Source organism: Aristophania sp. ESL1142, from assembly GCF_058107345.1.
Genome location: NZ_JBYLUH010000001.1, coordinates 189,503 through 203,433, shown reverse-complemented (window position 1 = coordinate 203,433; position 13,931 = coordinate 189,503). Strand labels below are relative to the sequence as shown.

Sequence of the window (13,931 nt, the reverse complement as noted above, 5' to 3'; positions counted from 1 at the left end):
ATGATAATATAAATTATGTGTCGTACGCAGTAAGGTAATGCAGAAATGGTTGAAACCGGATCTTTTGTAGAAAAAGAATTTCTTGCTTGCTTACAGCAGGGTGAGGAAGGACCACATGGTCGTCATATCCTTCTGGTAACTGGTTTGTCTGGTGCTGGGAAAGCCTCTATCCTGCGTGTTCTGGAAGATTTAGGCTATGATGTTGTCGATAACCCTCCGATTGATCTGTTCGAGGCTTTGACCTCACATTCTGGAAAATTGTTGGCGATCGGGCTTGATGTTCGTAGTCGTGGGTTCAAAGCTGATCTGGCTCTGAAATATCTTGCCAAATTGCGTGCGCTTTCGGAATGTGCGGTACAGTTGATTTATGCGACTGCTGAAGATGATATTTTATTGCGTCGTTTCACAGCGACAAGACGTCGTCATCCGCTCGTTTCATCTGGTGAAGTCTTAACCGGTATAGAAATGGAAAAGAAGCTTCTTGCGCCGCTCAGGAAGGAAGCTGACCTCGTCATTGATACGTCTGACTTACCTCTGCCGGAGTTAAGGCACCTGATCGAAGCCCGTTTCGGAGGGGCAACACGTCAGGGACTCTCTGTTGTGCTGATGTCTTTTGCTTATCCAGCGGGGCTGCCGCGGGAAGCGGATATGGTTTTCGATGTGAGGTTCCTGCGTAATCCCCATTATGATGAAAATCTACGTGCTCATACTGGGTTGGAAGAAGATGTTGCGGTTTACGTAAAGGCAGACCCATATTATGAGGAATTTTACAGACACTTTTTGGCATTGGTGAAACTCACTCTACCTCGTTTCAAGGAAGAGGGGAAAAAATATGTCACAATCGCTGTTGGATGTAGCGGTGGCCGTCATCGTTCTGTAACAGTTATTGAGGCTCTTGCAAAAGACCTAGCCCGTGAGATGAAGCAGAAAGATTCTGCGGCTCTACCCATCATGATTGTGCATCGTGAGCTAGCGCGCCAGGGTCTGGCATCGTGGCGTTGGGCGGTCTCTCCTTTGCAGAATAATCCTAAATAATGGCCATAAATAATGGATGGATGTTTTTGAATTAATGTTTCATTTATGATTTTCTATATTTTCCTCGGAAGTGGGAGGAAGGTTTTGAAATATTCCGAAATCGAAATGAATATCACTTGGCAATCAAAAAAGAATTTTTCCATTATTGTCTACCTTAGAAAAGATAAGGCTGTACGGAACAAAGTTGTGCCTTCAGAATCCTTTTCTCTTCTGGAGCAAGATATTCCATAAAAAATGGGAGTAGCCTGACGGTGAGTGAATGATCCTGATGGCTTAAAGAAAGAATTGTGCTGATTGAACGAGGGCCAGCAAGGAAATTCGCTATAAGCCTTACAAAAGGTAGGTCTGTCCATTTCTGGCTGTTAGGGGCAGTCTTGTAAAGCTCAGTCGTGAAACGTTCCCATTCGTCTGCGATAAGACGATCTGCAATCAGGGGTTCACGGGGAACGGAGGAGAGGAAGGTATGTCTTTGACTTAATCCGCCCTGCTTTTTCAGCCAGATATGTCCAGTTTCTGTAGCTGGCAGACATTGATAAGGTAAAAAGCCGGATAGACGACTATCAGAACGTATAAGAAAATCGAGTGGTTTATTCTGGCGGTCCAGAGCAAAAATCATTGCAGGCCCAGGCAGGTGGTCAGGATTATAGAGCAGAAAAATATTTGAAAGACCTTGTGAGCGTTCTTGCGTGTAAGCAAAACCCGCCTGTACTTCCAGTTTTTCTTTATTCCATGGGACAAGACGGGCAATCGTAAAATCCATCAGCCCATTTGGGGGAGAGGGTGGCGAAGCGCGTAGAGGAAAAAGCTTTTCGAGTTTTTGCAAGGCAAGAATGGCTGTTTCTATGATAAGAGGACGCATCCATTGTAGCACAGAAACTGTTTTACCTTGAGGACGGCTGTCATGAATAGATGTCAGTTCCTTGGAATGAAGTTCCTGAAGTGGAAGGGAAGGGCCATGCCCTCTGAGGGCTGAGGTAACGATTTCTTCGAGGCTTCCTCCGGGGTAATAAAGAATATTGGCGATTTGCCCTTGGGCAGGAGAGTGTGTCTGTCCCGGCTGTTCCCACTCAATATCGCTTTTATCAACGGTGACATATCGTCCTTCAGAAAGAGGGAAATAATGGTCATTTTCCCATGTTTTATTAAAAAATGCCGGGCGAATGAAAGATTTGACCCACCGGTTTAAAGGATGGTTGGGAGGTGCATGTTTGGTAAAAGCATGGAAGTCTGGATAATCGGGATGGAGGATGTACTGGCCCGCACCATAAGTACAGCGATGGAAGGCGACAGCATTAATAGAGCTTTCATAATGAGCCAGAAAATCATGAATATTATTATCTTTGTGGAGAGTCAGATATTCATTTGAGTCAAGAAAACCAACCCAGTCAAAAGAGTTTTTTAACCCACTTAAGGCATCAAGATAAATAATACGCTTTCGTTCAGGGAAAGACGCGACTGCATTTTCAATATGAAATAACCGGATATCCAGATGATGAGAAGCTGTCTTTAAAAGGAGTTCAGTACCATCGTCAGATTGGTCATCGAATAGAACAAAACTATCAATGCCAAGTTTCGCATGCCATCCCAACCAGGCCAGGATGTCTTTTCGTTGATTGCGAATAATGCTGACAAGTGCAACCTTCATGGAGGAGCGATCTCCTTAAAGTAAGATAGAAATAAAGACAGACTGATCCTCCACAATAAAGGTCAATTCATGGTAAGGACAATGCGCTCTTTCTGAAAGAGTTCGAAAATATCACTGATAAGGTTGTTTTTTACCCCCCCTGTTTTGCTCGGACTTGAGACATAAACAGACAGGGAAAGACTCAATGTCAAATCATTGAGTGCAGAAAGCGTAATGCTGGGAGCAGGATAGACAAGAATATCGGTTTTACACTGTTCCACAGCTTGGAGAATCAGTGTACGAACCTGCTCTAGGTTACTATTAACAGGTAGTGTGAAGGACAGGGATAATTTAGCGGGTATATTGCCAAAACTTGCGTTCTTTACATTCGAGGTAATAAATTGCGAGTTGGGAACAATTAATGTGCTACCATCTCCCAGTCTTATATCAGTTGTGCGGACATTAACCCGTTTTACCTCACCCCGATTGCCGCTGACCTCAATCGTATCTCCTGCTTCTATGGGGCGCTCGGCCAACAAGATAAGGCCGGAAATAAAGTCTTTTACAATGGATTGCAGACCAAATCCCACCCCTACCGAAAGCGCGCTAACCACCCAGGTTAGATTTTGTACGGATAATCCAACAAGAGACAGCAAAATTAGGCCAACTATAATCCAGCCACAATAAGTAAAGATGCTTAGTATAGATGTTCTCAGTCCCATTGTTAACGTAGTTGTAGGGAAGAATTTTTTTGTAAGCCAGTATTTGATTCCTTTTATGATGTAATAGGAACTGAAGACTAAAAGTAGGCACCCAAGTAAGGTTTCAGGTGAGATTGCAACCCCGTGAAAAGTACTTCCAGAAAACACATGCTGTAAACGACTTATAATACCAGCAGGTGTGAAATCACCCCCATTCGTCAAAAGAGCAGCAAAAAGTAATAAGAATACGAGAGATCCTAAGGCAGAGATTAAAACATTGAAAAACTCTAGCCTGCGACTTGTAATCCCCAGTCTCAGAAGGTGCTTACCGGGAAGGGCGTGAGGGGAGAAGATGAGCGTTACAAAGGCCTGCCATGCTCCTACAAAACACCCTGTAACACTTGTAGCGTAGAGGATACTTATTAAAGTAACATTAGTAGTAAACGCCAAAGTGCTATAGCCGGTTAGGATCCATCCAAGGTTAAGCAGGGCATAAATCAAAAGAATGACCCATAAAAACCGAGCGGTACTAGTTAAGAAAGTCAAAGATTTTTCATTTGTAATTGTAACTGCTTTGCTGGGGTCGCCTTTGCTATCCTGATCCGTTTTTTCATGTGGAATAGGGCGAGGTATAATGGAAAAGCAGCATCCCAGTGTAATGAAAGATAGAATAGTCTCAAGAAAAGAGATGATAGTAGGAATAGATACCCCTTGTATTTTGAGCGTTTTTATGAGGGTATTACAGAGAATGGCAAGTGCTAGAAATATACAGGCTTTATAGTTGCTTTTGCCATAAATGATAAATTTTAGAGGTAATCCAGCGCCCAAAATAAATCCACAGATAGGTAGGGTCTGGCCTATGACGCGTTCGGTCGCATTAATATCTGCTTCAAAAATTGTTGACCAGCCAATCCATAACAAAAATGTAAAACCGCCAAGAAGAGCGCCGCAAAGACAGTGGATAAGGCCATTGGCAATTTTGCTATCGAGCAATTCATGATTCACCCATTTAACAAGTGTTTTTATGAAACGGCGTCTCAGGAATAATCCTCCTGCAGTTGCAATAAAGAGGATGAGAAGCGTGCTTGTTATTAATAGGGCACTTTGTTTTAGAGTACGGTTATGAAATATGGAAAAAGGATGAAGGGGGAGTTCCCCCATGAAATTATTCCAATAAGTCAGACTGATGGGAGATGCGCTTCTATGTGAGAGAGTATCATGCTGGAGCTTATGACGTAGTGTTCCTAGTTCATCGAGTAGCCCTGTGGCCTGAAGTTCATAAAAACGGGCTTTCACATTCAAGGTTTTTATTAAATTCGAGGCTTTTTGTGCTTCTATTCTTTGGCGTGATATTGATGAGTCTTCATTGATAGCTTCACCTTTGGGGCCCAGAATTTCCAGAGCAGATTTAATTGTGGTGTCGTAGGTCTGAAGCTGCTTTACGATACCGGATGTATCGTCCTTTATTGTCTGCGTTTCTGAGATTAGAGTTTGTATGGCATTTAAAGTGAAGGGATCTTTTGTGGCTTTAATGCGCGTGATGACATTTTGCAGGGTTTTATTGTCTTCTTTAAGTTTGTCATCCATTGACTGGACAAAGTCATCCCAGTCAAGATGGGGCACTACATCGCTGGAAGATGAAGACTCGGCTGCCTTATTATCTTGTGTCGCTGGAGCTGATAGTGACTGAGAAGGTACTACCCCTGCAAATATAAAGAAGCTTGCAATTATGAGAACATAACGTAAGGCAGATTTCATTGAGGTCTCTCCAGCAGTTATGAGATTACGACATTAGATAATAATTCCCTCACTATAGAGGATTTTCAGGATAAATGGGACAACTCTCTGAGAGATTGAATCTTTTCCTCCTGCATGACTTTTAGTAGTTCTGCTTTAATGCGGGTTAATATATGGCCTCCTTGATAGATGAAAGCGCTGTATATCTGTACAAGATGGGCACCCAATACGAGGCGTTCGAAGACATCTCTGCCGGTTTCGATACCGCCTGATGAAATAAGGATAAGACGTCCCTTATTCAGATTTGAAACCAGTTTTAAGACAGTCCTGGCGCGTCCTGAAAGGGGTCTGCCTGATAGCCCGCCAGTTTCAACAGAACGAGCACTTCTTAGAAAGTTTGGACGAGCTAGTGTTGTATTGGTCAGAATAAGACCGTCAGCACCATGATCTATACAGGCTTTCACAATTGGCTCGTAGGATTCATCAGCCAGATCAGGCGCTAATTTAACGAGTAGAGGCGGATGCTGGGGAACAGCCTTATGGATGGCATCCAGAAGCCTACTAACGGTTTCTGGACCTTGGAGGTCCCTCAAGCCTGGCGTGTTTGGTGAGGAGAGATTGATTGTAATGTAATCCGCATAATGCTGTACACGTTCAACAAGGTAAGGATAGTCAACCAATGGCATGGCATCTGTTTTGTTAATACCAATATTGATACCGAGAGGTTTATTGAATTTTTGATTATGTTCCGGGCGGGTCTGTCTGGTAAGATTTTTGCAGAACTGGTCAATTCCACAATTATTAAATCCCATACGGTTGATGATGGCGCGATCTTCTTCAAGACGGAAAAGCCGTGGTTTGGGGTTTCCAGACTGAGCCCTTGGTGTTACGGTTCCGGCCTCGAGAAACCCGAAGCCGAGCTTGCTCAGGCCTTTTAATGCGCGGGCATTTTTATCAAATCCAGCTGCCAGTCCGATTGGGTTTGGGAAGCTTCGTCCCCATAAACTCGTTGCAAGACGGGGATCGTCAGGGGGAGCTGAAGAAGAAAGCCCCAAAGCAAGCGCGCGAATGGCAACTTCATGTGCCTGTTCCGGGTCGAGTCGCTTTAAGGCCCAAACGGCTGCTGCTTCAAACTGCGACATGGAAATTTCCTTTTTGACCTTAATGTACTCTATAAAATGCTATATTCCAGCCTATATTACTGCGTTGGATGAGTTTCTTCCAAGGCTCTTTTGCAAGAAGGGAGCAGAAGTCTGAATTATGCCTGAAGCGCCTTATCTTGAAACATGTTGCCGTTCGGCCTTGCATAGACTGTTTTTGAGTGGTTCTGATGGAAGACCCGCGGAATTCATAAGGTCAGGGCAGTTTCCAGACTTCAAAGCACCTTTAAAAGATCGTCCCTGTCTGGAACGTCTGGTTAGAATGGGGCTTGCCAAGAAAGGTAGGGGAGATAGGTTTTTTATAACATCTGCTGGTATAGAACGTCACACTGCGGAAATGCGTCCAACAAGAAAGGCGCAAAACAAGATCAGTTTGCGCTCTGAGAGGCGACACAGTAGATAATCAATCCGCTTCATAATTTAATTTTTAGTTGGATCAGTCTGTTCTCGTGGTTGCTCAATTCTCCTTACCTCCTATTGATTTAGGGCAGAATATTGTCCTGAAGGATCCTGTCGTCTTAGCGCCAATGTCAGGGGTGACGGATCTTCCCTTTCGTCGTTTGGCTCGTGAATTGGGAGCAGGGCTGGTTATTTCCGAGATGATCGCCTCATGGGCCATGGTGCGGGAGAACGCCAATACAATGCGTATGGCCCAGACAGCGGGTTCTGATGGCATTAATGCGACCCAACTTACAGGATGTGACCCTGATGCTATGGCTGAAGCCGCCAGGATTGCCGTTGAGGGAGGCGCTGATTTAATTGATATTAATTTTGGCTGTCCTGCACGTAAGGTAGCGATTGGACAGATGGCCGGTTCCTTCTTGATGCGTGATGAATTATTGGCCGCGCGGATTCTTGAGGCAACCGTCAAAGCAGTTTCAGTGCCTGTGACTTTGAAAATGCGTATGGGTTGGGATCATAATAGTCTGAATGCACCACGTCTGGCCCAGATTGCTGAAGATGTTGGCATTAAAATGGTAACAGTTCACGGTCGTACACGGCAGATGTTCTATAATGGTCAGGCAGATTGGCATTTTGTCCGAAAGGTCAAGGAAGCGATGCATTTACCTGTTTTGGTTAATGGGGACATCACTTCCATCGCCAAAGCGCGAGAAGCATTACAGATTTCAGGGGCAGATGGCGTGATGGTTGGGCGTGGCTGCTATGGCCGTCCTTGGTTTCCTGCCCAATTAACCGCTTCTTTAAGGACGGGAGAAGACGTGCCTGATCCGACAATTGAGTCCGAAAAAGAAATAGTCCTTCGTCATTATAAAATGATGCTTGAATATTTTGGTGAACGGGCAGGGTTACGTTTAGCGCGCAAGCATGTATCATGGTACTCTGTCGGACTGCCAGGCTCTGCTTCTTTCCGGGCAGAGATCAACCGGTTGGATGACGCAGCGAAAGTTATTGAATGTATAGAGTGTTTTTACGATATACAGATCAATGCTGGTGTGCATCGTGACCGTGAATTCGCCCATAATAAAGAGGGCTAAGGTTACAAAATGAATAAAAATGATGTAAATCCCAGTCTGATACAGAAAGATTTTCCCAGTAATTCTGCTTATTTCCTATGTAGTGAGAATTGTGAAGAACGCTATGCTTTTGCGCGTTTACTTCATGGTTATGATAATAATGCTGATGGGGACTTTATTATAGCTCAGCTCGCGACAGTGCCGCGTGTTTTGCAGGAAGAAACATTCTTTGGTGCGCAGGAATATTCCTGGATTAATCAGGCAAAAGGCGGCACACTTGTTATCAGCGAAATTGACAGCCTTGTACCGTCAGTTCAGCGGAGATTTGCTCATATGTTGCAAGAGGGTGTTTCTGATTTCCGTATTGTCATGACCAGCGCTCATGACAGGGCGTTGTTGCTGGAGCCTGAGGCCCTTGAAACAGGGCTTCATGACTGGTTGAAAGACCTTGATAGCCGCTATTGCGTCGATGCAGAACGGATCAGAGCAGCACAATGTCTTTCTTCTGAAACGCTTTCAGGATTTTCAGCTCTGGTTGAACCATTATTGCGTGAGCATGTCAGGGAATGGCTTAATGCAGAGATTGACGGGTTACATGGCCATATTATTGCAGAGGTAGAGCGTCCTCTGATTATGATGACGCTGGATTATACCCGGGGAAACCAGATCAAGGCCGCGGCCCTGTTGGGGGTGAACCGTAATACGTTACGCAAGAAAATCAGGGAATTAAAGATCATGGTTTCCCGTAATGATAAAAAGGGCCGCAAAAAGGAAGAGAAACGGTGATGTCCCTTTTCCGGACTGGATGGGGGTTTTTGATACGTTTGACGAGCGTACGTGGCATTGTATGGCTGACAGTTATCGCTCTTTTGCTGGCATTTATGACTTTTGTGGTTCTGGCTGGTGGCGTTCAGGTTACGCATTTGCCACAATTACAGGCTATTTTATTTCTTTTTGATTTTATTGCTCTTTTACTGATTGGTGCTGCCTCTATCAGGCAGCTTGGTCACATGTTGGCCGAACGTCGGATGGGTATTGCGGGGGCACGTCTTCATACACGATTAGTGACATTATTTGGCGTTGTTGCCGTAGCTCCTACGCTGATGCTTGGGGCGTTAGCGACACTGTTTTTTCATTTCGGGGTCGAGATCTGGTTTTCCAATCGTGTTAATACAGCGTTGACCGAGGCGCAGTCAGTCGCAGCAGGGTATTTGCGTGAGCATAATGATAATACGCGGACAGAGGCTTTTGCGCTCGCTAATACGCTTCTGACAGTCCAGAATGACGAGTTTCTGGCCCATGGCTCGGATATTTTTCATGATCCGTCACGTTTACAGTCTTTGCTGGAAGATGAAGTGACGGAACGCGGCCTGACAGATGCTGTTATTTTTGATTCTCTGACGAGTAAGATAATCGCGACTGGTGGCCTGCTGGTTCAGAAGGATAAACATTCCTTTATTACGACCCTTCCGCCTAAACCCATGATTGAAATGGCAAGGGCTGGCGACGTGGCAGTTCTTGATGAGCCTGATTCACGCGTTATTCGTGCGGTGATTTCGCTGGGAAATAACAGTGGGTTAATGCTAGTTCTGACAAAAAGGGTTGACCCTGAGATCCTGCGTCATGTGAGAAAAACGACAACGCTTGTGCATGATTATCAGCGTATGATTCAGAATAGGGGTAAAACCCAGGTTGCTTTTGTGGGCATCTTTGCCCTTATGGGGCTTCTGGTTCTGGCTGTTGGCATGCTGACAGGACTGTCTTTGGCAAATCGTATTGCACGCCCATTGAGTTTGCTTATCCTGGCAGCCAGACGTGTTTCTCAGGGGGACTTGGCGGTACGGGTGCCGGTAGAAAATAAACCCGATGAACGTGATGATGAGGTTAGGGCGCTCTCCCGTGCTTTTAACAGTATGACCGACCAGTTGGAGAGTCAGCGGGCTGAACTTTTATTAGCTTATGACCAGATTAATGAAAGAAGGCGTTTTACTGAGGCCGTTCTGGCAGGGGTTTCAGCCGGTGTTATTGGTCTTGATAAACACCAGATTATTGAATTACCTAACAGGATGGCATCAACGATCCTGCAATGCGACCTTCAGGAAAGGATAGGCACTGCGTTAGTCGAAGCAGTCCCAGAATTTGCTACCCTTCTGGACTCTGCCAGTAAGATTCCCGGGCATGAACATATGGCTGAAATCCAGATTGATGTGGCTAATGCCTCTGCGCCGGGAGGACCTGGTGATGGCGGTGGTGTTGGTGCTGGGCGTACCCTCTTGGTGAAAATTGTCGCAGAATGGCGCGGGCAGGAGGTGGAAGGATTTGTTGTCACGTTTGATGACATAACCCAGCTTCAGATTGCTCAACGTAAAGGAGCCTGGGCAGATGTTGCACGCCGCGTTGCTCATGAAATCAAAAACCCCTTAACGCCCATTCAGCTTGCCGCTGAGAGACTGAAAAAACGCTTTCAGAAAGAAATTACCAGTGCGCCGGAGACTTATAATCAGTTGATTGAGACAATTATTCGGCAGGTTGGTGATATTGGCCGTATGGTTGATGAATTTTCTGCTTTTGCTCGTATGCCTGAGCCAGTGATGGAGCCTTATGACCTGGCAAGATTATGTCGGGAAGCGCTTATTTTGCAACGTCATGCCCATCCTGAAATTATTTATGAGACGTCTGGCCTTGATCAGGGGCCGATCATGGCATTATGCGACCGGAGATTATTGGGTCAGGCTTTGACTAATCTTCTGCAGAATGCCGCCGATGCTATTGCCATGACCGCTCATGAAGCCCAGAATGGCTCCATAATTGGTCATATTACTGTGAGGCTGGTAGTAAATTCCTATGAAGCTGTTATTTCTGTCGAAGATGACGGGATCGGCCTGCCGGAGCGGGAACGTCATCGTCTGGTTGAACCCTACGTAACATATAAACCTAAAGGGACGGGGCTTGGACTGGCGATCGTGAAAAAGATTATGGATGCTCACGGAGGACGGCTGAGCCTTGAAGATAGGAAATCTTCCAATAAGAAAGCAGGGCACAATGCCGCAGATGCAGAAACAAGGGGGACATGTGTTTCCCTTTTTGTGCTATTACTGGAGGCAGGGCAAAAGAGTGCAGGCTCGTCAGATTATGAAGGTAAGGCATGAGTTACGAGATTCTGATTGTTGATGACGAGCCGGATATCCGGTTTCTCCTTGAAGGAATCCTGACTGATGATGGCTATCAGACACACAGTGCCGGTGATGCAGACAAGGCGCTTGCGGCATTCAGGGAAAATAGACCGTCTCTGGTAATTCTTGATATCTGGCTGCAAAACTCACGGTTGGATGGGATGGATCTTCTGAAACTTTTCAAAGAAGAAGATCCCAATATTCCCGTAATAATGATTTCAGGCCATGGGACAATCGAAACAGCGGTATCAAGCCTGCATTATGGGGCTTATGACTTTATTGAAAAGCCATTTCAGTCCGACAGGTTGCTGGTTGTTGTCAAGCGCGCGCTTGAGGCTGCCCGTCTGAAACGTGAAAATGCCGAATTACGGATGTTGGCTGGTTCTGATAAGAGTTTGATGGGGCAAAGTCCTTTAATGGCAGCGGTTCGGCAACAAATTGCCAAAGTTGCCCCAACCAATTCACGTGTCCTGATTACGGGGCCGGCAGGGGCTGGTAAAGAAGTGGCAGCCCGTATGCTTCATGCCCATTCCAAACGTGCTGATGGTCCCTTTGTCGTATTGAATTGTGCTGCATTGACTTCCGGGCGATTTGAAGAAGAACTTTTCGGTATTGAAAAAGAGGGCTGTAGCCCGGTTAAACAAGGTCTTTTAGAGCGGGCGCATCGTGGTACGCTGCTGCTTGATGAAGTGGCAGATATGCCCCTTGAAGTGCAGAGCAAAATTGTCCGGGCACTTCAGCTGCGTAATTTTGAGCGTGTTGGCGGAACGGCGAGTGTCAAGGCTGACGTTCGGGTGATTGCGACGACGAACCGCAACCTTCAGGAAGAGATTCGGGAGAGGCGTTTTCGTGAAGATCTTTTCTATCGCCTCGCTGTTGTTCCGTTGAATATTCCGGCTCTGAAGGAGCGCCCTGAAGATATCCCGGCCCTTGCAAGTCATTTCATTGAAAAAATGTCCGAATCGGCAGGGTTGTCAAAGTGTGAACTGGCCGTAGATGCGTTGGCTAGTCTACAGACTTATGAATGGCCAGGTAACGTCAGGGAATTGCGGAATCTGATGGAACGCATGCTGATTATGGCGCCTGGTAACTCTATGAATGCGCATGAACCTATCCGGGCTGATATGTTGCCTGAAATTATCAGCAAAGGGGCACCTTCCATGACCCGTCTTAATGCGGAGGCTGATGTTATGAGTTTGCCTTTGCGTGAGGCACGTGATCAGTTTGAAACACAATATCTTCAGGTGCAATTAATGCGTTTTGGAGGCAATATAAGTCGGACCGCTAATTTTGTCGGTATGGAACGTAGTGCATTGCACAGGAAATTGAAACAATTGGGCGTCACACAGGAAGATCGTGGGGTCTCCCAATCCGATAGCGTTGAAGTCTGAAATAAGACTTCGAACAACTGAGTAGGATAAGGTTATGTCGTTATCATCAGGGTCAGTGCAGGAATCCTTTTTGCGTTATCTCATTGAGCATGAAGAGGCTGTGACGGTTTTTCTGGTCAATGGCGTTAAATTACAAGGGATCGTCATGCTGTTCGATGAGCATACGATTTTGCTCCGGCGGGAAGGGCATGTGCAGCTTGTTTATAAAACAGCTGTCAGCACGATTATGCCTATAGCGGCTTTGGCAAATTATATTGTCTCTATTGAAGATGAGACAAAAGAGGTTACTGTTTGAGACAATCTGAAGAGACAGCGCGCCCGGCAACACGGGCAGCTGTGATTTTGCCTTGGGAGAAGAACAAGGCATCTGAAGGAACACGTGCGGCTGAATCCAGATTGGAAGAGGCCGTAGGGCTGGCCGCTTCCATCGGTCTGGAGATCATTTTTCAGACAATTTATCCGCTGAGGGCGGTCCGTCCTGCTACATTACTGGGGGCAGGCCAGATTGAGCAGCTTGCTGATATTGTACAGGGTCAGAAAATTAATGTTGTGGTGGTTGATGGTAAACTTTCGCCTGGACAGCAACGTAATCTGGAAAAAGCTTTAAATTGCAAGGTGGTCGACCGTACAGGTCTGATTCTCGATATTTTTGGTGCTCGGGCTGCTACGCGTGAAGGCGTGTTGCAGGTTGAGTTGGCACACCTTGAATATCAGCGTTCTAGACTGGTGCGTTTATGGACCCATCTGGAACGGCAGCGCGGTGGGTTCGGCTTTCTCGGTGGTCCTGGTGAGACACAGATTGAGGCTGACCGCCGTATGATTGGAGAAAGGATCGTCAAACTTCGTAAAGAGCTTGACCAGGTCCGGCGTACGCGAGGATTACACAGGCAGGCGCGTAAGCGTGTACCATTCCCGATTGTAGCATTGGTTGGTTATACAAATGCGGGAAAATCAACATTATTTAACAGGCTTACAGGGGCCGATGTCCATGCGCAGGATCAACTCTTTGCGACACTTGACCCCACGATGAGGTCTCTGACTCTCCCTTCGGGGCGGCAGGTTATTCTGTCTGATACTGTAGGATTTATCAGTGAGCTGCCAACTGAGCTGGTTGCCGCTTTCCGGGCAACACTTGAAGAAGTTGCTGAGGCTGACATTATCCTTCATGTGCGTGATGGAGCTCATCCTGATAGTAAGGCTCAGCGTGCAGACGTTCTGTCCGTTTTAGGGGATATGGCTAAGGATGGCATGATTGACGATGCCTGGCCGGAACGTACGATTGAGGTCATGAATAAGGCTGATTTATGGGTAGGATCATCCGGTCAGCCATCAATCAGTAAAGACTCTGTGGCTCTTTCCGCCCTTAGGGGTGAGGGGATACCGGATTTACTTGAACGGCTTGACCAGGTCATTTCACGTTCGATGGTCGGGTTTGATGTTGACTTACCAGTGACCGAAGGCGCAGCCTTGGCATGGCTCTATCAGCATGGCGAGGTGACGGAGCGTACTGATGATGAGGATAGGGTTAGACTCTATGTTCGTCTTTCTCCAGTGCATCAGGAGCTTTTTAACCGGCAGTTCCCGGCTTTTCGTCTCAGGAAATCTGATAGCAGGAATTAGTGTTTTATGAAAAAG

At 46.2% G+C, this 13,931-nt stretch carries 11 protein-coding genes; 8 read left to right on the top strand and 3 right to left on the bottom strand.

Annotated elements, in window-relative coordinates:
• The first annotated feature begins 45 nt into the window (after positions 1-45).
• Positions 46-1,035 (top strand): RNase adapter RapZ, encoded by a 990-nt coding sequence (gene rapZ, locus AC3B6P_RS00925; RefSeq protein ID WP_489804287.1) that lies wholly within the window; start codon positions 46-48, stop codon positions 1,033-1,035.
• Positions 1,036-1,189: 154 nt separating this feature from the next.
• Here the strand turns inward: rapZ and AC3B6P_RS00920 are convergent, their stop codons facing one another.
• The 3 genes from AC3B6P_RS00920 to AC3B6P_RS00910 form a co-directional block, all read right to left on the bottom strand.
• Positions 1,190-2,680, bottom strand: a complete 1,491-nt coding sequence (locus tag AC3B6P_RS00920; protein ID WP_489804286.1) for a glycosyltransferase family 2 protein — start codon at positions 2,678-2,680, stop codon at positions 1,190-1,192.
• A 62-nt stretch (positions 2,681-2,742) separates the two neighbouring features.
• Complete coding sequence (locus tag AC3B6P_RS00915) at positions 2,743-5,118, bottom strand: mechanosensitive ion channel domain-containing protein (RefSeq protein WP_489804285.1); 2,376 nt, start codon at positions 5,116-5,118, stop codon at positions 2,743-2,745.
• Positions 5,119-5,183: 65 nt separating this feature from the next.
• Positions 5,184-6,239: a quinone-dependent dihydroorotate dehydrogenase gene (locus AC3B6P_RS00910; RefSeq protein WP_489804284.1), complete on the bottom strand. Its 1,056-nt coding sequence runs from the start codon at positions 6,237-6,239 to the stop codon at positions 5,184-5,186.
• Positions 6,240-6,357: 118 nt separating this feature from the next.
• Between AC3B6P_RS00910 and AC3B6P_RS00905 the strand changes: the two genes are divergently transcribed.
• Genes AC3B6P_RS00905 through hflX form a run of 7 tightly spaced genes read left to right on the top strand, consistent with a single transcriptional unit; the run spans position 6,358 to position 13,916 of the window.
• Positions 6,358-6,660, top strand: a complete 303-nt coding sequence (locus AC3B6P_RS00905; RefSeq protein ID WP_489804283.1) for a hypothetical protein — start codon at positions 6,358-6,360, stop codon at positions 6,658-6,660.
• A gap of 46 nt (positions 6,661-6,706) precedes the next feature.
• A complete protein-coding gene (gene dusB / locus AC3B6P_RS00900) occupies positions 6,707-7,753 on the top strand; it encodes a tRNA dihydrouridine synthase DusB (RefSeq protein WP_489804282.1) in 1,047 nt (348 codons plus the stop codon).
• Between the two features lie 9 nt (positions 7,754-7,762).
• Positions 7,763-8,518, top strand: coding sequence for a helix-turn-helix domain-containing protein (locus AC3B6P_RS00895; protein ID WP_489804281.1), 756 nt, complete (start codon positions 7,763-7,765; stop codon positions 8,516-8,518).
• Positions 8,518-10,881 carry a sensor histidine kinase NtrY-like gene (locus tag AC3B6P_RS00890; protein WP_489805507.1) on the top strand — a complete coding sequence of 788 codons (2,364 nt, stop codon included), beginning with the start codon at positions 8,518-8,520 and terminating at the stop codon, positions 10,879-10,881. Before AC3B6P_RS00895 ends, AC3B6P_RS00890 begins: the two co-directional genes overlap by 1 nt.
• Entirely contained in the window at positions 10,878-12,296 is a 1,419-nt protein-coding gene (gene ntrX, locus AC3B6P_RS00885) for a nitrogen assimilation response regulator NtrX (protein WP_489804280.1), read from the top strand. Before AC3B6P_RS00890 ends, ntrX begins: the two co-directional genes overlap by 4 nt.
• A 34-nt stretch (positions 12,297-12,330) precedes the next feature.
• The gene (gene hfq / locus AC3B6P_RS00880) at positions 12,331-12,591 is read left to right on the top strand and encodes an RNA chaperone Hfq (protein ID WP_489804279.1); all 261 of its coding nucleotides are present in this window, start codon (positions 12,331-12,333) and stop codon (positions 12,589-12,591) included.
• Complete coding sequence (gene hflX, locus AC3B6P_RS00875) at positions 12,588-13,916, top strand: GTPase HflX (protein ID WP_489804278.1); 1,329 nt, start codon at positions 12,588-12,590, stop codon at positions 13,914-13,916. The genes hfq and hflX overlap by 4 nt, the downstream gene beginning before the upstream one ends.
• Positions 13,917-13,931: the final 15 nt, after the last annotated feature.